The 19272-nt window shown below is 69.8% G+C and carries 20 protein-coding genes; 9 read left to right on the top strand and 11 right to left on the bottom strand.

From position 1 onward, the window contains the following. Positions 1 to 45: 45 nt before the first annotated feature. Positions 46 to 1254: a sugar ABC transporter substrate-binding protein gene (locus KV397_RS03430; RefSeq protein ID WP_153242821.1), complete on the bottom strand. Its 1209-nt coding sequence runs from the start codon at positions 1252 to 1254 to the stop codon at positions 46 to 48. Positions 1255 to 1454: 200 nt separating this feature from the next. Between KV397_RS03430 and KV397_RS03425 the strand changes: the two genes are divergently transcribed. The 3 genes from KV397_RS03425 to KV397_RS03415 all read left to right on the top strand — a co-directional run bounded on the left by KV397_RS03425 (position 1455) and on the right by KV397_RS03415 (position 3441). Beyond that, on the top strand, positions 1455 to 2099 hold the full coding sequence (locus tag KV397_RS03425) for a hypothetical protein (RefSeq protein ID WP_261812178.1): 645 nt from the start codon (positions 1455 to 1457) through the stop codon (positions 2097 to 2099). A 9-nt stretch (positions 2100 to 2108) separates the two neighbouring features. Continuing rightward, positions 2109 to 2600 (top strand): YajQ family cyclic di-GMP-binding protein, encoded by a 492-nt coding sequence (locus KV397_RS03420; RefSeq protein ID WP_047524120.1) that lies wholly within the window; start codon positions 2109 to 2111, stop codon positions 2598 to 2600. 202 nt (positions 2601 to 2802) lie between these two features. Continuing rightward, positions 2803 to 3441 (top strand): GntR family transcriptional regulator, encoded by a 639-nt coding sequence (locus tag KV397_RS03415; RefSeq protein WP_047524138.1) that lies wholly within the window; start codon positions 2803 to 2805, stop codon positions 3439 to 3441. Positions 3442 to 3466: 25 nt separating this feature from the next. On the opposite strand, the gene KV397_RS03410 is transcribed toward KV397_RS03415, so the two are convergent. From KV397_RS03410 to KV397_RS03390, 5 genes are read right to left on the bottom strand one after another with little or no spacing between them, the layout of a single operon-like run. Next, entirely contained in the window at positions 3467 to 4474 is a 1008-nt protein-coding gene (locus tag KV397_RS03410) for an alpha/beta hydrolase (RefSeq protein ID WP_131492389.1), read from the bottom strand. Between the two features lie 60 nt (positions 4475 to 4534). After that, positions 4535 to 5908, bottom strand: coding sequence for an FAD-dependent oxidoreductase (locus KV397_RS03405; protein ID WP_047524122.1), 1374 nt, complete (start codon positions 5906 to 5908; stop codon positions 4535 to 4537). 59 nt (positions 5909 to 5967) lie between these two features. Next, positions 5968 to 7029: a polyprenyl synthetase family protein gene (locus KV397_RS03400; RefSeq protein WP_047524123.1), complete on the bottom strand. Its 1062-nt coding sequence runs from the start codon at positions 7027 to 7029 to the stop codon at positions 5968 to 5970. A gap of 46 nt (positions 7030 to 7075) precedes the next feature. Continuing rightward, complete coding sequence (locus tag KV397_RS03395) at positions 7076 to 7795, bottom strand: class I SAM-dependent methyltransferase (RefSeq protein WP_261812177.1); 720 nt, start codon at positions 7793 to 7795, stop codon at positions 7076 to 7078. Then, complete coding sequence (locus KV397_RS03390) at positions 7792 to 8355, bottom strand: DUF402 domain-containing protein (RefSeq protein ID WP_134352106.1); 564 nt, start codon at positions 8353 to 8355, stop codon at positions 7792 to 7794. The genes KV397_RS03395 and KV397_RS03390 overlap by 4 nt, the downstream gene beginning before the upstream one ends. Before the next feature lie 56 nt (positions 8356 to 8411). Between KV397_RS03390 and KV397_RS03385 the strand changes: the two genes are divergently transcribed. After that, complete coding sequence (locus tag KV397_RS03385) at positions 8412 to 9665, top strand: isochorismate synthase (RefSeq protein WP_261812176.1); 1254 nt, start codon at positions 8412 to 8414, stop codon at positions 9663 to 9665. Here the strand turns inward: KV397_RS03385 and KV397_RS03380 are convergent. The 3 genes from KV397_RS03380 to KV397_RS03370 are packed head-to-tail and all read right to left on the bottom strand — an operon-like array spanning position 9662 to position 12532. Then, positions 9662 to 10504 carry a polyphosphate kinase 2 family protein gene (locus KV397_RS03380; RefSeq protein WP_153242826.1) on the bottom strand — a complete coding sequence of 281 codons (843 nt, stop codon included), beginning with the start codon at positions 10502 to 10504 and terminating at the stop codon, positions 9662 to 9664. The two genes, KV397_RS03385 and KV397_RS03380, sit on opposite strands and share 4 nt — an antisense overlap. 16 nt (positions 10505 to 10520) lie before the next feature. Next, positions 10521 to 12167 carry a 2-succinyl-5-enolpyruvyl-6-hydroxy-3-cyclohexene-1-carboxylic-acid synthase gene (gene menD / locus KV397_RS03375; protein WP_261812652.1) on the bottom strand — a complete coding sequence of 549 codons (1647 nt, stop codon included), beginning with the start codon at positions 12165 to 12167 and terminating at the stop codon, positions 10521 to 10523. Between the two features lie 14 nt (positions 12168 to 12181). Beyond that, positions 12182 to 12532, bottom strand: coding sequence for a PLD nuclease N-terminal domain-containing protein (locus KV397_RS03370; protein WP_047524129.1), 351 nt, complete (start codon positions 12530 to 12532; stop codon positions 12182 to 12184). A 75-nt stretch (positions 12533 to 12607) separates the two neighbouring features. Here KV397_RS03370 and KV397_RS03365 point away from each other — a divergent pair, with 75 nt between their 5' ends. The 5 genes from KV397_RS03365 to KV397_RS03345 all read left to right on the top strand — a co-directional run bounded on the left by KV397_RS03365 (position 12608) and on the right by KV397_RS03345 (position 17616). Further along, positions 12608 to 13036: a hypothetical protein gene (locus tag KV397_RS03365; RefSeq protein WP_227991784.1), complete on the top strand. Its 429-nt coding sequence runs from the start codon at positions 12608 to 12610 to the stop codon at positions 13034 to 13036. Between the two features lie 73 nt (positions 13037 to 13109). Further along, a complete protein-coding gene (locus KV397_RS03360; RefSeq protein ID WP_261812175.1) occupies positions 13110 to 13760 on the top strand; it encodes a DsbA family protein in 651 nt (216 codons plus the stop codon). Between the two features lie 96 nt (positions 13761 to 13856). Continuing rightward, positions 13857 to 14663, top strand: coding sequence for a tyrosine-protein phosphatase (locus KV397_RS03355; RefSeq protein ID WP_131492394.1), 807 nt, complete (start codon positions 13857 to 13859; stop codon positions 14661 to 14663). Between the two features lie 51 nt (positions 14664 to 14714). After that, a complete protein-coding gene (locus KV397_RS03350) occupies positions 14715 to 16793 on the top strand; it encodes a bifunctional lysylphosphatidylglycerol flippase/synthetase MprF (RefSeq protein WP_131492395.1) in 2079 nt (692 codons plus the stop codon). A 4-nt stretch (positions 16794 to 16797) separates the two neighbouring features. Next, positions 16798 to 17616 carry a nucleotidyltransferase domain-containing protein gene (locus KV397_RS03345; RefSeq protein ID WP_244093495.1) on the top strand — a complete coding sequence of 273 codons (819 nt, stop codon included), beginning with the start codon at positions 16798 to 16800 and terminating at the stop codon, positions 17614 to 17616. Between the two features lie 15 nt (positions 17617 to 17631). Here KV397_RS03345 and KV397_RS03340 read toward each other — a convergent pair whose 3' ends face one another. Both KV397_RS03340 and KV397_RS03335 read right to left on the bottom strand, forming a co-directional pair. Next, entirely contained in the window at positions 17632 to 18879 is a 1248-nt protein-coding gene (locus KV397_RS03340; RefSeq protein WP_261812174.1) for an RNA polymerase sigma factor, read from the bottom strand. After that, complete coding sequence (locus KV397_RS03335) at positions 18876 to 19244, bottom strand: YciI family protein (protein WP_131492398.1); 369 nt, start codon at positions 19242 to 19244, stop codon at positions 18876 to 18878. Before KV397_RS03335 ends, KV397_RS03340 begins: the two co-directional genes overlap by 4 nt. Positions 19245 to 19272: the final 28 nt, after the last annotated feature.

Raw genomic sequence — 19272 nt, 5'->3', positions numbered from 1 at the left:
GGGCGGTGGTCGCCGTCCGCCCCGGCAGGGCCCGTGTGATGGCTGTTACTTGATCGCTGCGGTGACGTCGTCGACGAGCTTCTGCCACGTCGTCGTCGGGTCCGCACCGTTGATGATCGCCGCCTCGGCGACACCCCAGAACTGCCAGACCGAGCCCATGGCCGGGATGGCCGGCATCGGGACGGCGTCGGCACCGACGGCCTGGAAGCCGGCGATGATCGGGTCGGATGCCGCCGTGTCGGCGGCCGCCGTGAGCGCGGGCAGGACGTTGCCGGCCTTGAACAGTTCGAGCTGGACGTCTTCCGTGCCGAGGTAGTTGACCAGGAAGTCGTTCGCCGCGACCTTGTTCTTGGACTCGGAGCTCACGAAGAAGCCCTTGACGCCGGCGAACGGCGATGCGGTCTCACCGGTCGGGCTCGGGATCGGGTCGATCGCGACGTTGATGCCGGCGTCGGTGGCCGCCCCCACGTTCCAGGGACCGGTCAGCCAGAAGGCCGCGGTGCCGTCGAGGAACTGCTGCTTGGCGATCTCACCGTCGATGTCGGTGTTCAGCACGCCGGCCGCGCCCTGCACGCCGAGCCAGTCGGCGAAGGCGAAACCGCCCTCGCTGCCGAGCTGGAGGTCGGTGGCGTCGTAGCTGCCGGTGTCATCCGTGCCGAAGACCGGAGCGCCGAAAGCCGTCTGGAAGGGGTACAGGTGGTACGGGTTGCCCTCGGCGCCCTGCTCCACGACGAACGTGCCCTGGGCGATCATGTCGTCGAAGCTGGGCGGGGCGGTCGGGACCAGGTCGGCGTTGCGCAGCACGGCGATGTTCTCGACGGCGTAGGGAAGCATGTAGACGGTGCCGTCATACGTCGCGGCCTGCAGCGCGACCGAGAGGTAGTCCCCCGCGCTGTCACCGAGCTCGATCGGAGCGACGACGCCGTTCGTCGACAGCTCCCCGAGCCAGTCGTGCGCGCCCATGACCACATCGGGTCCCTTGCCGGTCGGCACCTGCTGGATGAAGTCGTCCTTCATGTCGTCGACGGACTTGCCCAACAGCTCCACCGTGACCCCGGTCTTGTCCTCGTACGCGTCCGCCGCCCCCTGCAGGGCGTCGACGCGCTCGGCGTCGACCCAGACGACGAGCGTGCCGCTGTCCTCGGAGCCGGAGGTGTCATCGCCGCTGGTCCCCGTGGAGCAGCCGGCGAGCGTCAGAGTCGAAACGATGGCGATCGCGCCCGCGGCGGCGATGCCCCTCTTGTTCACCTTCATTGGTGTGTGCCTCTCTCAGTGCTGGGTGGCCTGCACAGACTGCAAGCGCTTACAGTATGCATCGAAGCAAGGGCGATTTGCAACGAAGAGAGCGGGTGATATCAACCTGTGACCGGGGCGAACTCGCAATTTCGTAGTGAAAACGCTTCCACGACGGCAGGAAACTGGGAGGTAGCGGCACGACGCGATACCGTCGAGAGATGCGGAAAATCCGACGCTCGTGGCTGCTCGGCGGTATCGGACTGATCTCGTGCGGCATCGTCGGCATCGCTCGGAGCTCCGTATTGGGTGCTCCCGGAGCGGACGTCATCCTCGCGCTTCTCAGCGACCTGCTCTGGGCCGGCGCGATCCTCCTCCTGTCCATCGGCCTGAGTCGCGAGGCGAGCGTCGTCGCACGAAGACCCTTGGGACTGACCGCCTCCGCGGTCGTCGCCGTCTGGCCGGTGACGGCCACAGTCCTCGGCCCGCTCGTCCTCCCCGAGGAGCCGACGGCGACGGGAGCATGGCAGACCTGGGCGTATCTGTCGGTGCTGATCCCGTTCATCTCCGGGGTGATCGCCGCGATGCAGGTGGCCCGCGCGCGTACGGTCCCAGCGCCCTGGAACGGGGCTCCGCTGTGGGCGCTTGGCGTTCAGACGATCGTGTGGGTGGTTCCGCAGGCCATCGGCGCCAGCTCCCCGCGCGCGCTCATCGAGATGGCCGCCGTTCTCCCCGCGCTCGGGCTCCTCGGCTTCTTGGCAAGCACTCTCGGGCTCGGCATCGTGGCGGTGACGCTCGCCGGCCACCGTCGGGTCAACACGGTACCTGTGTTCGAATCAGCGGGTCCCGACACACCCGTTGCCTAGAATTGCAGAATGGCAAACGACTCTAGCTTTGACATCGTCTCGAAAGTGGATCACCAGGAGGCTGAGAACGCCGTGAACCAGGCCCGCAAGGAGGTCGAGCAGCGCTACGACTTCAAGGGCACCGGGGCGTCGATCGCCTGGAGCGGCGAGCAGATCCTGATCACCGCGAACACCGAGGAGCGGGCGAAGGCCGTGCTCGACGTGTTCCAGTCCAAGCTCATCAAGCGCGGCATCTCCCTGAAGAGCCTCGAGTCGGGCGACCCCTTCGCCAGCGGCAAGGAGTTCCGCATCGTATCGACGCTCAAGGACGGCATCTCCTCGGAGAACGCGAAGAAGATCGGCAAGATCATCCGCGACGAGGGACCCAAGGGCGTCAAGAGCCAGATCCAGGGCGACGAGCTGCGCGTCCAGTCGAAGAGCCGCGACGACCTCCAGGAGGTCATCGCGCTCCTCAAGGGTGCCGATCTCGACCTCGATCTGCAGTTCATCAACTACCGCTGACCCCGGCGGCTGGTACGCAAGAGGGGGCTGGATGCCACGGCATCCGGCCCCCTCTCTGCGTATGTCTCCGAATGGATGCAGATGTACTGCTCGTGTTGGCGCGAGGGTGGAGATCTTCGGGATCCACGCGACCTCCTGGTGCAGTGGCCCTCCGAGCCTGAACGTCGGCTGCTCGGGACACAAGCGTACGGGGAGCGCATCCATGCGGAACATCGGATCGACATCGACGGGCATCGGTGAGAGCAAGCAGCTTCTGGCGGAGGAGGTCTTCCGGCACATCGGCACGCAGATCGTCACGGGCACACTGACGGAGGGCGAACGCATCCGCGACGTCGACGTCGCCGAGGAACTGCACGTCTCGCGGACACCGGTGAGAGAGGCTCTGCAACGTCTCGAACGGCTCGGGATGGTGATGATGTATCCGAGCCGGTACACCGAGGTCACCTCCGTGACGGCGGAGACCGAGGCGCAGTCCCTCGTGTTCGCCGGCTGCCAGGCCGGCATCGCCGCGCGTCTGGCGGTCCCCCGGCTCACCGCGACGCAGCGCGCACACGTCGTCCGCCTCGTGGCGGCGATGTACGCCACACTCGACGACGGCGCGAAGACGTCCGACGCCCGCTGGGCGGTCTTCTCCTACCTGGGTGAGCATTGCGGCAACACCCAGCACCGGGCGCTGATGGAGGACGCGAGCATGGCTCTCCTCCGCAACCTCCGGAACTGGAAGATCACGCCGACGGACCGCGACCGCATGCGGCAGATCTACCTCGACTTCCGCGACGCCGTCCTCGACGGTGACGGGGGACGCGCCGAACAGCTCGTCCGGTCGATGCACTACCTCTGAGGAAACTCCGTACCTCTGAGGAAACTCAGTCGGCCGCTCGCCAGCCGGTGACCCATCGGTCCAGCCGCCGGTAGGCGTCTTCTCGCGCCTCGTGACGTGAGAGGAAGACATCGTGCAGAGCTCCGTCGATGCGCTCCACGGTGACCGTCGAGCCCAGGCGGAGAGCCGCACGGGCGATGTCGTCGACCACCAGCACGGAGTCCGCCGACGTCAGCTCCTCGGACCAACGGGTCGGAGGCACGAACCTCGCGGACAGCAGCACGCACACCGGAGCGGTGATCGAGAGTCCCCCGGCGACGGTCTTGTGACCCGAGAGGATCGCATGCAGCCATCCGGCGTAGACCGCCATGGTCTGCACCGGGCGCCAGAGGGGGTTCACCTCCATCGGGTCATCGGGATCGGCGACCTCCTGCTGTGCGCGGGTGTAGAACCCGAGATCGACCTGCGGTGCGGCCTCCAGCGGACGGATCCGTGCCTGCAACTCGACCATCGGCGCGATCGCCGCCCTGGCCGGCGCGAACTGGAACTCCAACCACGGGCTGTTCAGGATCACCGCATCGGCCACGCCCGGATGCCGCGACGCCCACAGGCTGAGCGTGAGACCGCCGGTGGAGTGCCCGAGCAGGACGAGGCGCCGGTCGGATTCACCCCCGCCTTTCCCGCGTCCCATCTCCGTCAGAGCCGCGGCGATGTCTTCGTCGTAGGTGGCCAGGTCGGCGACGTAGCCGGGCGTCTGCCCCTCGCGGAGGCTGCGCCCGTACTTGCGGAGATCGAGGGCGAAGAAGCGCGCACCCCGCGAGGTCCAGAAGCGTGCGAGTCGCTTCTGGAAGAAGTAGTCCGACCACCCGTGCACGTAGAGCACGTCGACGCCGTCGAGCTGCGGCGCACGGCGGCGCACCCGGTCCCACCACCCCGGCTCCGCGGGAAGGGCGCGCACCAGCGTCGCGACGACCGGCCCTTGGTCGTCCGCGCCGAGGTCGAGCGTGAGCTGCTCGAACTCGTCGCCGAGCACGTCGGGTGTCCAGTCGGCCATGCGGTCCTCCCCCGTCATCGCCAGGCTAGCCCAGGCGCGACGCCGGGAGCGGGTCCGGCGCTACTCGCCCCGGGAGACGCGGACCATCTCGTCGCGCGGGACGACCTTGACGCGAGCGCGCTCCTGCGGCGCACCGAGGGCGATCTCGTGCTCGTCGAGGCGGTGCCAGCCGTCCAGGTCGGTCCACTGCACGCCGCGCTCCTGCAGGAGAGCGACGATCGCCTCCTCCGACGGGTCCTCCGGGTGCCACCAGGAGCCCTGATCGTTGATGATGTGCCGCACGGTCTCCATGGCGTCGGACTTCGTGTGGCCGATCAGACCCACCGGGCCGCGCTTGATCCACCCGGTCGCATAGATGCCGGACACGCGCTCGTTCGAATCCTTCGCGAGCACCTGGCCCTCGCGGTTCGGGATCACACCGTGCTTCTTGTCGAAGGGCACACCCGGCAGCGGCGAACCGAAGTAGCCGATGGCACGGTACAGCGCCTGGAGCGGGACCTCGCGCATCTCGCCCGTGCCCACGGCGCCGCCCTGTCCGTCGGGCCGCGTGCGCTCGTACACCAGCGCCGCCACGCGACCGTTCTCGTCCTTGCGCACTTCGACGGGGCGCGCCCAGAAGTGCAGGTGGAGGCGCCGTGAGGCCGTGCCTCCGGCGTTGTTGACCGAGTCACGCTTTCGCCAGGACTGCAGGATGCGGTCGATGACCATGACCTGCTTGTTGCTGGCGACCGCGTCCTTCGAGGCCTCGTCGTAGTCGAAGTCCTCGTCGTACACGACCATGTCGACGTCGCGCAGCTCTCCGAGTTCGCGGAGCTCGAGCGGCGTGAACTTGACCTGAGCAGGGCCGCGCCGACCGAAGACGTGCACATCCGTGACCTCGCTGGCCTGGAGCCCCTCGTACACGTTCTGCGGAACTTCGGTAACGAGCAGGTCCTCCGCGTGCTTCGCGAGCATGCGGGCGACGTCGAGCGCGACGTTTCCGTTGCCGAGGACGCCGACGGACGCGGCGTCCAGCGGCCACTCGCGCGGAACATCGGGGTGACCGTCGAACCAGCTGACGTAGTCCGCCGCTCCGTAGGAGGCGACCGCATCGATACCGGGGATGTCCAGCGAGGTGTCGCGGATCGCGCCGGTCGCGAAGATCACGGCGTTGTAGTGCTTCTTGAGGTCGTCGAGCGTGATGTCCTCGCCGAAGCGCACGTTGCCGAAGAGGCGGATGTCGCCGCGGTCGAGCACGTCGCGCAGAGCCGTGATGATGCCCTTGATCCGAGGGTGATCGGGAGCCACGCCGTAGCGCACGAGACCGTACGGCGCCGGAAGCTGCTCGAAGAGGTCGATCGACACATCGAACTTGCGCTCGGCCTTCAGAAGGATGTCCGCGGCGTAGATGCCGGCGGGGCCCGCACCGACGATGGCCAGTCTGAGCTTGGTCATGGAGGTCCTTTCGTATGCCGTCGCAGCGGGCGCGCGGCCCGACGGGCCGCCCGCGCAGATCAGCTGGATCGTTCGGCGAGGGTCTCTGCGAATCGGGTCAAGGCCTCGCGCACCGTGCCGCGCGGCAACGGACCGAGGGCGTCGATGGCGTCCTGCGTCCAGGCGTGCGCGAGCTCGAGGGTCTTCTGCGTCACCGGGTGGTCGCGCAGCTCGTCCAGGGGCTCGTCGAGGATCGCCGGGTCCGCACCATCCGCGATCCGGGCGACCCCGTCATCGATGCGCGCAGCGAGGTCGGCGGACGCCTCGTCGGCTTCGGCCTTGAGCAGCAGATACGGCATGGTCGGGACGCCGGCGCGCAGGTCGGTTCCGGGCACCTTCCCCGTCTCCTCCGGCTTGGCCGAGAGGTCGATCACGTCGTCGAGCAGCTGGAAGGCGACGCCGATCTTCTCGCCGTACATCCGCAGCGGCTCCTCGTACTCGCTCGGGGCGTTGGAGAAGATCACACCGCCCTGCGTGGCTGCGGCGATCAGCGAACCGGTCTTGTCGGCGAGCACCTGGATGTAGAACGCGATCGGGTCGTCGTTCTCCTGCGGGCCGAGAGTCTCGTGCATCTGCCCGAGCACGAGCCGCTCGAACGTATCGGCCTGAAGCCGGATCGCGCGTTCGCCCAGTCGGGACATCAACTGGCTCGCGCGGGAGAACAGGATGTCCCCCGTGAGGATCGCGATGTTGTTCCCCCACACGGCGTGCGCGGCCGGGACGCCGCGTCGGCGGTCCGCCCCGTCCATGACGTCGTCGTGGTACAGCGAGCCGAGATGTGTGATCTCGAGCGCCTTGGCGACGTCGATGACCTCGCGGGTGTTGCCGTCGCCCAGCTGCGCGGCGAGCAGCGTGAGCACCGGTCGGATGCGCTTGCCGCCGGCCTCGTACAGGTAGCGGCTGGCCGCGTCGGCCAGCGGATCGGCGACGCGGACGTCCTCGGCGAGTCCGGTCTCGACCAGCTCCAACCCGTCTTCGATGGCGCGCGCGACGCGGCGGGCGGCGGGGCCGATGAAGACGCGATCGCTGAAGCCGAGACGGCTCGCCAGTCGCGAACCCGGGGCGATGGGGCTCGAAGTCACGTTCCCAGCCTACCTTCGTCGGGTGCCGCGGTTTCGCGCGGAGGAATCACTCCGGCTTGCGTGCTCTGTGCAGGGCGACGATGCCGAACGTGAGATTGCGGTACGCGACGTCCGTCCACCCCGCCTCACGGATCCAGGCCGACAGCTTCTTCTGGTCGGGCCACTCCCGGATCGACTCGTTGAGGTAGTCGTACGCGTCGCCGTTCGTGCCGGCCACGCGTGCGACGCGCGGCAGGACCTGATCGTTGTAGAGCCGGTAGGCGCCACGGAACAGCTTGCCCGGAGGGGTGGAGAACTCGTTGATCACGAGCCTTCCTCCCGGCTTGGTCACCCGGTACAGCTCCTGGAGGGCCTTCTTCGGGTCGTTCACGTTGCGCAGTGCATACGACATGGTGACGGCGTCGAACTCGGCATCCGCGAACGGCAGGGCCGTGGCGTCCGCCTGCACGAACGAGAGGTTGCGCATCGCCCCGTGGCGGCGCTGGCCCTCGGCGAGCATCCCCGGCGAGAAGTCGGCCGCGACCACGTCGGCGCCGCTGCGGGCCAGAGAGGCCGACGAAGACGCGGTGCCCGCTCCGAGGTCGAGGATCCGCTCCCCCGGCTTCGGCGCGACCGCGCGGGTCGTCGCCGCCCGCCACAGGATGTCGTTGCCGAAGGTCATGGCCGTGTTGGTGCGGTCGTACCCTGCGGCGACCTGGTCGAACATGCCGCTGACGCGGGCGGGGTCCTTGCCGAGATCGGCGCGGTTGGCTTCGTTCGGGGTCACGGCTTCAGTCTAGGCGCGAGACCCAGGGCTTCGAGGCGGTCGAGCCAGGGATCGGCGGTGGCATCGTCGAACGGGGCGGTCTGCGCACGCACCCGCTCCTCGAGGTCGAGGGCGAGCGCCTCGAGATGAGTCATCACGTCGGCGGGATAGCCGTACCGGGCGCTGTGCTCGGCCCACTCGTCGCGGTCGTCGACCCAGGTCCCCCGCGCACCCGCCACCCGCACGACGTCGAGGTCCATGTCGATGCCGGTCGCGAGCAGCGGGTCGTCGGACCAGCGGATGTCCCACCCCAGGTCGATGTAGATGCGCATCCCGCGGCGGTGACGGCGGTTCACGGTCACCGCATGGTCTCCGCTGGCGGGGATGAGCGTCACGTTGGGGCCGCCCGCATGGAACGCGGCCCCGGGGCGCTCGCTGTGCCATCCCACGGGTTGCCCGAGCCAGTCCCCCCACTCGTCGGCCCCGAGGTAGACGCATTCGTGGCGCCAGTGCGGCGAGCCGTCCCACTTTCGCCACTGGAAGACCATCTCGGTGCCGGGTGCGGGGCGTGCATCACTCATCCGCTCACCCTACGACGGCGCGGATCCCTGCCCCCTGAGCGGCATAGGCTGGAACCGTGCACACCACCCCCCTGGTCGTGGAGACCCGAGAGATCGACCCGGTCGAAGATCTGCTCGCCTACACGGATCCCGCCCGCCCGCTCGCCTGGCTGCGGCGCGGGGACGGGATCGTCGCGGTCGGCGAGACCCTCGCGGAGATCCGCCCTCCGGCGCGTCCCGGCGGATCACGCGTCGAAGCCCTCGCGACGGCCTGGCGGGGGATGGCCGCCGAGGCCGAGATCACCGATCCGATCGGGCTCCCGGGCACCGGGCTGGTCGCCTTCGGTGCCTTCACCTTCGATGAGGAGTCGACGGCCGACAGCGTGCTCCTGGTGCCGACGCGCGTGCTCGGCCGACACGGCGACCGGTTCTGGGAGACCCGCATCCGCCTCGCCGACGCAGCGGTCCACGAGGATGCACTCGCCACGGAGCCGTACGGACCGCACTGGGCCGGCACGGTCGGACCGGGCGCGCAGACCCCTCAGCGCTACCAGGACGCGGTGCGCCGGGCCCTGACCCGCATCGCCGACGGCGAGCTGAGCAAGGTCGTGCTCGCGCGCGACCTGACCGGCAGCATCCCTGCGGGGTCCGACCTGCGTCGCCTCGTGCGCGCCCTCTCGACCGGCTACCCCGACACCTGGGCCTTCGCGGTCGACGGCCTGATCGGGGCGAGCCCGGAGACTCTGGTCACCGTGCACGACGGCACCGTCACGGCGCGGGTGCTCGCCGGCACGATCGGGCGCGGGGCCGATGCCGACGCCGACACCGCGGCATCCGCACACCTCGCTTCGAGCGTGAAAGACCTCGACGAGCACCAGTACGCGGTGCAGAGCGTGCTCGCGTCACTGCGCTCCCACACCAGAGCCCTGGCCGCGAGCGAACAGCCCTTCCTGCTGAAACTGCCCAACCTCTTCCACCTGGCGACCGATGTCGAGGGCGAGCTGGCCGACGGCGAGTCGGCCCTGGACCTGGTGCGCGTCCTGCACCCGACCGCAGCGGTCGCCGGCACCCCGACCCCGGCGGCGATCGCCGCGATCCGCGACCTCGAGCCCTTCGATCGCGGACGCTACGCCGGGCCGGTGGGCTGGGTGGACGCGGCAGGCAACGGAGAATGGGCGATCGCCCTCCGGTGCGCGCAGTTCACGGCAGGCACCGACGCGATCGGGGTGACCGCCTACGCGGGTGCCGGGATCGTGGCCGGCTCCGACCCGGAGAGCGAGTTGCTCGAGACCCGGGTCAAGTTCCGCCCGCTCGTCGACGCCCTGGCCTAGCTCGCGGCGAGGCGCTCCTTCTCGGCCTCGACGTCGAAGTCGGCGACCGGCCACTGCGGATCGATGTCCTCGAGGGCCGCGAGCAGCAGCTCCTGCACCGCGAGGCGCGCATACCACTTGGCGTTCGCCGGGATCACATGCCACGGGGCGGCCTCGGTCGAGGTGCGGTCGAAGACCCTCTGGTACGCCTCCATGTACTGCGACCACAGGAGCCGTTCATCCACATCGCCGGGGTTGTACTTCCAGTGCTTGTCCGGCCGGTCGAGTCGCTCCATGAGCCGCGCCTTCTGCTCTTCCGGCGAGATGTGCAGCATGACCTTGATGATGCGGGTGCCCGACGCCGCCACCCGCGCCTCGAACTCGTTGATCGCGTCGTAGCGGCGCTCGATCTCCGCGGCGTCCGCGAGCCCGCGCACCCGTCCGATCAGGACGTCCTCGTAATGGGAGCGGTCGAAGACGCCGATGAACCCCGGCTCGGGCAGGCGCTTCTCGACGCGCCACAGGAAGTCGTGGGCGAGCTCTTCCGGAGTCGGGGCCTTGAACGCGGCGAGCGCGACCCCCTGCGGATCGACACCCCCCACGACATGCCGCACGATCCCGCCCTTGCCGGCGGAGTCCATCGCCTGCAGCACCAGCAGCACCGCGTCCTTCGTCACGCCCACCCGGCTTTCGGCGAACAACCGCTCCTGCAGATCGTTGAGCGCGTCGAGCCCGGCCGCGAGATCGCGTACCCCGTGCGACTTACCGCCGACATAGCCGGGCTTGGTGTCGGGGTCGAGGTCAGCGAGACGGAAACCCTCGTCGACGCGGAGCCGCTGCGTCCAGGTGTGCGCGTTCATACGCACATCCTGCCAGTCAACGCGGCAGCGGCACCTCGATGATCTGACGTCCGCCTCGCGGCGTGGTGAGCGCCTGATCCAGCGCGGTGCGGGTCGTGACCCGCTGGTACTCCCAGCCGTACGCCGACGCCAGGTGTTCCAGTCGCACGGTGTGCGGGGTGTAGAAGGCGCGATCGAGGTCGGCCGGGGGTGCGGAGGCGGCGACTTCCAGCGCGTCGAAGATCGTCCCACCGCCGTCGTTGCCGACGATGACCTGGAGACGCGGTTCCGCCTCATCCGGCGGCAGCAGCAGGGCACCGACGTCATGCAGGAAGGCGAGGTCGCCCAGCAGCACCCTGGTCACGCCGGGAGCGCCCGCGGCCTGGCTGGCGAGCGCGATACCGGTCGCGGTCGCGATCGTGCCGTCGATCCCAGCGAGACCGCGGTTCGCGTGGACGGGCACCTTCTTGCCTCCGAGCACCTGGTCGGCCACGCGCACCAGCCGCGACGAGCCGAAGACGAGCCGATCGTGCGGCCAGGTGGCCCGCCACACGGCATCGACCAGCAGCTCGCGATCGAGCGGGCGCCGGACCGCGTCGAGTTCGGCCTTCACGGCCTCCCGACGGGCGGCGAAGTCCGTGGAGGCGAGGCCTTCCGGATCCGGGGCGTTCTCGCTCAGGTCGACGGTCTCGGCGGCGGAGGCCTGGAGCCACGCACCGAGCCACGCACGATCGGCGGCGCCGGGGGCGACCGTGACGGCCCCGACGGCGCGCGTGCGGTGGTTGAGATTGAGCTCCTCCCCTCCGCGACGGACGGCCACCACGTCGACATCCTGGCGCGAGAGCAGGGCCGTCGCTTCCCGGCTGAGGGTCGGGTGACCCAGCACGACCACGCGCTCGATACGTCCACCGAGCTCTTCTTGCGCGAGGAGGCGGCGATACCCGTGCACGATCTGCCGACCGAACCGGGCCCCGCTCACGATCTCGGCGATCAGCGGCCACCCACCGGCGTAGGCGATCTCCTCGGCGTCCGGCCCGGCATCGGCACCGGCCAGCACGACGGTGCGCGGACCCCGTGCGAGCTCGAACGGGTCGGCCGCACGCCGGACGGGCATATCGCCGGGAGTAACCCTGACTTCGGGGAATGCGCCGGAGAGCGGCTCGCGCGACGGCAGGTTCACGTGGACGGGTCCTGCGACGCCGGGAAGCGCGTCGACGTCGCGCACGCCCATCGCCGCGGCCACCGCACGCTCGGCGAGCCCTGCCCACTCGCCGTCTCCCGGAACCGGCGCGTCGACCTGATCGCGCACCCAGGGGTGGAACAGACCGTTCTGCAGCGTCGCCTGGTTGGCACCGACGCCCCGCAACTCGGGTGGGCGATCAGCGGTGAGCAGCAGCAGCGGCACGCCCGAGTGGAACGCCTCCATCACCGCGGGCAGCAGATTCGCGACGGCCGTCCCCGAGGTGCAGATCACCGCGGCGGGGACCTGTGTCTCCCTGGCGATGCCGAGCGCGGTGAAACCGGCGACCCGCTCATCGACGCGCACATGCACACGGAGGTGACCCTCATCCGCCAGTCGCACCGCGGCGAGCGCGAGGGCCTGCGATCGCGAACCCGGGGAGACGACGACGTCGCGGACTCCATGGGCGACGAGATCGGCGAGCAGGGACGCCGCCGCATCCATCGCCGGCGACGAGCTCACGGGCGCGGGTCCGAGGCGGGAGGCTCGTCGGTCTCCTCGTCCAGGCGCGCGAGCTCCTCTTCGAGACGGCGGATGCGCGCATCCTGCTCGGTCTTGTCGATGCTGCGCAGGAAGGCGGGATCGTCATCCGGGGCGATCACCGGGCGAGCGCCGGAGCCGTTGGCCCGCCGACGACCGATCACGAACCAGAGGATCCCCCCGATCACGGGGAGGAGCACCACGATGGCGATCCAGGCGGCCTTGGGCACGCCTCGGTGCCGCGTCGCCGGCTGCACAGCGCAGTCGACGATGCTGAACACCCAGAACACGGCGGCGAGGAAGCCGCCGATGATCAGTAGTCTCGCCACCCCTCCAGTGTAGGCATGTCCTCAGCGTCCGGGGTTCGGAGGAGGCAGAGGCGCCGTTGCTAGACTGCGCGGGAAATGCTGCCCTCATCGCCGGATCGGATGCCGCGAGCACGGGCCGAGCGGACGATGATCGCGCGTGTGGTCCTCGCCGTCGGTCTCGCGCTCCTGCTCGTCGTCGGCGCGTGGTCGACGTCGCGCGGCTCCGCCGAGGTGCACGCCACGCTCTGCCTCGCCTCCGGCACCACGGCGTCGACGGGCACGGAATCCGGCACCGCCGTGGTCGACGGCGCGACCGCGGTCGACGTCCTCACCGCCGACGCCGGGGTCTGCCTGGTCGTCGCGCTCTGCTGCGTCGCACTGGTGCTGCTGTTCCGGCGTCTCCGCGGTCGCGGCACACAGCTGCTCGTCTCGCGCGCCCCGCGCACAGCACCGCCGGCGCGCGCCGGACCGCGTCCTCTCCTCTCCGCACTCTCGCTCACACAGCTCTCGATCTCCCGCACCTGAACACCGACGCGTCCCTCGGGCCGCCTTCGCGCGGCATCCCCTTTCCCGTCGTACCCGTGTGTCTGGAGACCCCATGAAGAACTCTGTCAAAGCGACCCTGATCGCCATCGCCGTCGCCATCGTCCTGCTGATCGTCGCCCTCGCGTTCGCGCTCAACCAGCGCGCAGCCCCCACGCCGCCCGAAGGCGCGGAGCAGCAGACCGTCCGCACCGACTCGCACGTACTCGACGACGGGGGCGAGGGCGCCGTGACCGTCGTCGAGTTCCTCGACTTCGAGTGCGAGGCCTGCGGGGCGTTCTATCCCGTCGTCGAAGAGCTCCGGGAGAAGTACGACGGCGAGATCACCTACGTCGTCCGCTACTTCCCGCTCCCGGGTCACATCAACTCCACCCAGGCCGCCCTCGCCGCCGAGGCGGCGGCGCAGCAGGACCGATTCGAGGACATGTACCACCGGCTGTTCGAGACGCAGGCGCAGTGGGGCGAGCAGGGTGAGGAGACGCCCGAGGTGTTCCGCGCCATCGCCGAGGAGCTCGGACTCGACATGGCCGCGTACGACGCGGCGATCGCGGACCCGGCGACGGCCGAGCGCGTGCAGGCGGACAAGACCGACGGGGAGAAGCTCGGCGTGACCAGCACCCCGACCTTCTTCGTGGACGGCGAGAAGGTCGTGCTCGAGACCTGGGACGACCCGGAGCAGGCGATCGAGAAGGCCCTGAACGGCTGAGTCCTGGCGCCCGTCACGGCAGCCACGCCGAGGGTGAAGGCCGGACACGAACCCCGATACTCTGAGATCAGATTCAGGGAGAGGGCCCGGACGACGATGGAACTGACTTCGCTTCTGCAGGGGACGCACAACGCCCGGGAACTCACCGGGTTGCCGGTCTCGGGAGGCGGGACCATCGCGTCCGGGCTCTTGTTCCGTGCCGATGCTCTCGCCGGACTGACCGACGATGGACTGCAGGCTCTGACGGATCTCGGCATCGGCACCGTGATCGATCTGCGTACGGATGCCGAGCGATCCCGTGCAGCCGACCGTCTCCCCGCGGACGGCAGCGTGACGCTTCTGCCGTTGCCCATGCAGGGCGGAGCGATGGACGAGATGGTGAAGCATCTGCTCCCTGCGGCCGGAAGCAAGAGCCTGTCGGTGACCCAGGTCGCCCAGCTCCTGAAGCAGGTGCCGACCCTGGAGGAGCTGTACATCGCGATCCTCACGGACAGCGCCGCGCAGTTCGCGACCGTGGCGCGCACGGTGCTCGACGCTGCGCGCACCCCCCGCCCCGGCGTCCTGTTCCACTGCACCGCGGGCAAGGATCGGACGGGTCTCGCTGCGGCGATCCTGCTCTCCGTCGCAGGCGTGCCGCGTGAGGCGATCGTCGGCGACTACACGGAGACCGAGAAGAACCTTGCGCTCGGATTCGCGGAAGCACTCACCGGCCTCATCACCTCGCTCGGCGTTCCCCTGACCCCCGGACTCAAGACGCTGGCGACCGAATCACCCGCCTCGGCCATCGAGGCGGCGCTGGACTGGATCGACGCGACTCACGGTGACGCCGCGGGCTACCTCCGCAGCGGCGGTCTGACGGACGACGAGGTCGCCGACCTGCGGCGGGTGCTACGCGGCGAGTAGTCCCGCCCCCGTATCTCCCCGCATCACCGGAGCCGTCGCTACGCTGATCGCATGACTGAGGAGCGCTCCCCCTCGCTGCACCCGCTGCCGGCGTTCGCGCGGCGGATCCCCGCGACGCTGACGATGGTGGTGCTGATCCTCGCCGTCGGGGTCATCTGGCGCGGCCTGTGGACACCGTTCGAGGACAGCGACCTGTTCCCTACCGTCGCCTACGGATTGCCCAATCTCGCCGAGGGGAAGTGGTGGACGCCGCTGACGGGCACGTTCTTCGTGAACCAGCCGTGGGTCTACGTGTTCACGATCGCCGGGTTCTGGGGCATGGCCTACCTGGAGTTCCGGCGCGGAACGCGCGTCGCCATCGCGTACTACGCGGTCGGCCAGCTGTTCGCGATCTTCGCCACCGCCCTGGTGCTCCTCGTGCTCTCCTCGTTCCCGTGGGCGTGGGCGACCACGCAGGCACAGGCGCTCGATGTCGGGGCCTCCGGAGGCACCATGGCCTGCATCGCTGCGGCGGTGGGCCTGTTCCGGCCACCGTGGCGGGTGCGCGGGTGGCTCATCCTGCTCGGCTTCGTCTTCATCGCGATGCTGTTCTGGGGCAAGCTCGCCGACCTCGAGCATCTGCTCGCCGTGCTGCTGATCCTCGTGGTGGATCGCACCCTGCGCGTGCGTCACACGACCGTCCGCGAGCAGAGGCTGATCGCGGTGATGGCGATCCTCGTGCTCGGTGCGGTCGAGATCATCACCACCCTCCTGCCGACCGACGGTCCGTTCGGTCCGACCGAGCCCGCCTCGGGCGGCTTCATCGACCTCGCCATCGACCTGGTCGTGATCCTGGTGCTCGTGAACGGGCTGCGTCGCGGACGACGCTGGACCTGGGTGCTCGCCCTCCTGCTCGGGATCCTCAACATCGTCACGGCCGCGCTCGTGCTGACGCTGATCACCGTCTTCAGCCAGGCCCAGGTCGACGTCCGCTGGGACGGCGAGACCGAGCTCGCCCTCGCGAACGGCTTCCTCTGGCTGATCATGCTCGTGTACCTGATCTGGGTACGCCGCGCGTTCCATGCCCGTCGGAAGTCGAAGCTCGGCATGCAGCCCTCCCCCACCGCGGACGACATGAAGCACGAACTGCGCACGCACGGCGGCGGCACCCTCTCGTGGATGACGACCTGGGACGGCAACAGCTACGCGCGTGTGCCCGGCGGCATCGTGGCGTACCAAAGGCGCAACGGCGTCGCGCTCGCGCTCGCCGACCCGATCGGCCCGGCGCATGCCCGTGCCGAGGCGGTGCAGGAGTTCATCCGCACGGCGGAGCTCGCCGGTCTCGTCCCGTGCTTCTTCAGCGCGGACGAGGCCACCCGCGCCGCGGTCCCCTCGACCTGGCGGAGCATCGTCGTCGCGGACGACACGATCGTCGATCTGCCGGGACTCGAGTTCACGGGAAAACGGTGGAACTCCGTGCGCACCTCGCTCAACAAGGCCGGGCGCGAGGACATGACCTTCCGGATGACCCACTTCAAGGCGGAACCGTGGGGGGTGCAGCAGCAGCTGCGGGCGATCTCGGAGGCATGGGTCGGCGACAAGGATCTGCCCGAGATGCGCTTCACCCTCGGCACGCTCGACGAGGCCGAGGATCCCGAAGTGCGGCTCGCCCTCGCGCTCGCCCCGAACGGCGACGTCGACGGCTTCCTCTCCTGGCTGCCCGTGTACGGCGACGACGGCGAAGTACGGGGCTGGACCCTCGACCTCATGCGCCGCCGCGAGGGCGGGTTCGGCCCGGTGATGGAGTTCCTGATCGGCTCCTCCGCCCGGCAGTTCTCCGACGAGGGCGCACAGATCATGTCACTCTCCGGAGCGCCCCTCGCCCACGACTATCCCCCGGATGCCGGTGTGATCGCCGCGCTGAGCGACCGCCTCGCTGAGGCCCTGGAACCGGTGTACGGCTTCGGTTCGCTGCACCGGTTCAAGCAGAAGTTCCATCCCCGCTACGAGACCATGTACCTGCTCTTCCGCGACGAGAGCGACCTCACCCGCATCGGCGGTGCCCTCACCAGGGCGTTCCTGCCGGATGCGACTCTGCGGCAGTTCGCCGGCGCGGGGCTCGAACTCGTCCGCGGCGGCGGGAAGGACTGAGCCCGTGCTCGATGAAGGCCGCCTCCGCTCCATGGCCGACGACCTGGGCCGCGTCCCCGGCGTGCGCGCGGTCGCGCTGGGCGGGAGCCGCGCCCGCGGGACCCATCGCCCGGACTCCGACATCGACCTGGGACTGTACGTGGATGCGGACGTCGACCGCGCCGGTATCGCCCGCGTCGCGAGCGGCTGGACGGGCGAACACGTCGAGGTCGCCGAGCGAGGCGGATGGGGCCCCTGGGTCGACGGCGGCGCCTGGCTGATCGTGGACGGCGTGCCCGTGGACCTCATCCTCCGAGACGTGGAGCGGGTGACGGAGCAGTGCGCCCGCGCCGCCCGAGGCCGGTTCGCCTTCCACCCCCAGCCCGGGCACCCGCTCGGCTTCCTCGACGTCGCCTACGCGGGCGAGGTCGCGACGAGCGTGCCGCTGCGTGATCCGGACGGGCTGCTGGTCACTCTCGCGCGCGGGGTGACCCCGTACCCCGACGCGCTGCGGGAGGCGTTCCTCGCGAACCTCTGGCAGGTCGATTTCCTGCTGAATGCCGCGGTGAAGGGCGCGAAGGCCGGCGATGTCGCCTACGTGTCGCTGTGCGGCACCACGACGACCATGCTCACCGCGCACGGGTGGCATGCTGCCGCCGGCACCTGGGTCACGAACGAGAAGGGTCTCGTCCCGAACGTGGCCCGCCTTCCGATCGACACCGGCGGGTTCAGCGCGGCCGCAGCTGCCGCTCTCGGGAATCTGGGCACCTCCGCCGAGGAGTTGCTCGCGGCAGTCGGCCGGTTGCGGGAGCTCCCGCGCCCCGGCGGCTCTGCAGCCGGCTGACCGGCAGAGGGGCGGTCACCCCCGGGCGCGCTCCTCGAGGTAGCGCTTCTCGACCTCATTGGCGGAACTCGCGGCGGCCTCCGCGAAGCCGGCCCGCGCCGCCGAATGCTCGCCGACCTCATCGAGCAGGTGCGCACGCACGATCCGCGCCCTGCTGGCCGTCAGCGGATCGGAGGACAGCGCGTGCTTCCGGTCGAGCTCGTCGAGCAGGGCCAGCCCCCGCCGCGCGCCGAAGGCACGGGAGACGGCGACCACACGACTGAGCCGGACGACGCCGGTCGGTTCGAGCCGTTCGAGCCAGAGGTAGAGCGCGGCGATCTGCGGCCAGTCCGTGTCGGCCGCGGTCGCGGCGTTCACGTGCACCGCACTGATCGCCGCTTGGAGCTGGAACGGACCGACCTGGCCCCGCTCCCACGCGGCCTCGATCAGCCGCGACCCCTCCTCGATGAGCGTGCGATCCCAGGACGCCCGATCCTGATCGTCGAGCACGACCAGGACGTCGTCGATCTCGCGGGCCTCCCTTCGCGCCTCGGTCAGGAGCATGAAGGCGAGGAGCCCCTGCGCCTCCGGATCGTCGTCGCGTGCGGCCACGAGCATGCGAGCGAGACGGATCGCCTCGCTCGTCAGATCGACGCGGACGAGCGAGGGGCCCGCCGTCGCCGTGTACCCCTCGTTGAAGATGAGATAGAGGACGCGCTCGACCGCGGTGAGACGGGCATCGAGGTCATCGACACCGGCGAGCTCGAAGCGCGCACCCGCCCTGCGCAGTGTCTGCTTCGCCCGGCTGATCCGGGTGGCCATGGTCGCTTCCGGTACTCCGTAGGCGTGTGCGATCTCTGCGGTCGTCAAGCCGCCGACCGCGCGCAGGGTGAGCGCGATCTGCGACGACCCGGTCAGCGCGGGATGGCAGCACAGCACCAGCAGCTCAAGGCTGTCGTCTCGCGCGACGGGCGTGACGAACGCTCCGGCGACGTCACGGCGACGGGGATCGGACGCCAGCCACTCGTACTCGCGACGCCGATCCGCGTCCTCCGCGCGCAGGAGATCGATCAGCTTGCGGTAGCCCACCCGGATCAGCCAACCCCGCGGTTCCGCGGGGATGGCCTCGGCCTGCCACGTCCCGTGCGCTGCCAGCAGCGCCTCCTGCGTCGCATCCTCCGCCAGATCGAAACGTCCGAACCGACGGACCAGGGCACCGAGGACCTGCGGCGCCTCCTGTCGAAGGATCTCCTCGATCCGCCGACGGACGGTCGGTGACGTCACGCGAAGTCGTCACCCATGATCGGGCGGATCTCCATCGGCTCCCCGAGGACCGACACCATCTCCGCGACGATCTCCCGCGCCCGCTCGATGCCCGTGCACTCGATCACGGCGAAGCTCGCGAGCACCTCCTTCAGCTCGGCGAACGGACCGTCGGTCGCGACCGCACCCGATCCGGTCGGACGCACGGTGGTGGTCACGGCGGGATGCCCCAGCCCCTCGCTGAGGACGAACTCGCCCGAAGCGCGCAGCGACTCCTCGAAACGCTGATAGGCCGCGAAGGCATCCAGCGCCTCCTGGCTCGGGGTATCCGCCGTCTCTGCGTCCCAGGCGTCGGCGGGTGTATAGCTCAGCAGCAGGAACTTCACTGTTCTCCTCCGGGGTCTCATGTCATCC

Source organism: Microbacterium aurugineum (assembly GCF_023101205.1).
GTDB classification, from domain to species: Bacteria; Actinomycetota; Actinomycetes; order Actinomycetales; family Microbacteriaceae; genus Microbacterium; species Microbacterium aurugineum.
The sequence above is the reverse complement of the archived record's forward strand: the minus strand, read 5'-3'. Positions and strand labels throughout refer to the sequence as shown.

Bases quoted from the DNA above. Each gene is read 5' to 3' on its own strand.
- KV397_RS03425 (WP_261812178.1), top strand. From the start codon at position 1,455: ATGCGGAAAATCCGACGCTCGTGGCTGCTCGGCGGTATCGGACTGATC.
- KV397_RS03430 (WP_153242821.1), bottom strand. From the start codon at position 1,254: ATGAAGGTGAACAAGAGGGGCATCGCCGCCGCGGGCGCGATCGCCATC.
- KV397_RS03360 (WP_261812175.1), top strand. From the start codon at position 13,110: ATGAAGAACTCTGTCAAAGCGACCCTGATCGCCATCGCCGTCGCCATC.
- KV397_RS03365 (WP_227991784.1), top strand. From the start codon at position 12,608: ATGCTGCCCTCATCGCCGGATCGGATGCCGCGAGCACGGGCCGAGCGG.
- KV397_RS03420 (WP_047524120.1), top strand. From the start codon at position 2,109: ATGGCAAACGACTCTAGCTTTGACATCGTCTCGAAAGTGGATCACCAG.
- KV397_RS03355 (WP_131492394.1), top strand. From the start codon at position 13,857: ATGGAACTGACTTCGCTTCTGCAGGGGACGCACAACGCCCGGGAACTC.
- KV397_RS03405 (WP_047524122.1), bottom strand. From the start codon at position 5,908: ATGACCAAGCTCAGACTGGCCATCGTCGGTGCGGGCCCCGCCGGCATC.
- KV397_RS03410 (WP_131492389.1), bottom strand. From the start codon at position 4,474: ATGGCCGACTGGACACCCGACGTGCTCGGCGACGAGTTCGAGCAGCTC.
- KV397_RS03415 (WP_047524138.1), top strand. From the start codon at position 2,803: ATGCGGAACATCGGATCGACATCGACGGGCATCGGTGAGAGCAAGCAG.
- KV397_RS03390 (WP_134352106.1), bottom strand. From the start codon at position 8,355: ATGAGTGATGCACGCCCCGCACCCGGCACCGAGATGGTCTTCCAGTGG.
- KV397_RS03380 (WP_153242826.1), bottom strand. From the start codon at position 10,504: ATGAACGCGCACACCTGGACGCAGCGGCTCCGCGTCGACGAGGGTTTC.
- menD (WP_261812652.1), bottom strand. From the start codon at position 12,167: ATGGATGCGGCGGCGTCCCTGCTCGCCGATCTCGTCGCCCATGGAGTC.
- KV397_RS03350 (WP_131492395.1), top strand. From the start codon at position 14,715: ATGACTGAGGAGCGCTCCCCCTCGCTGCACCCGCTGCCGGCGTTCGCG.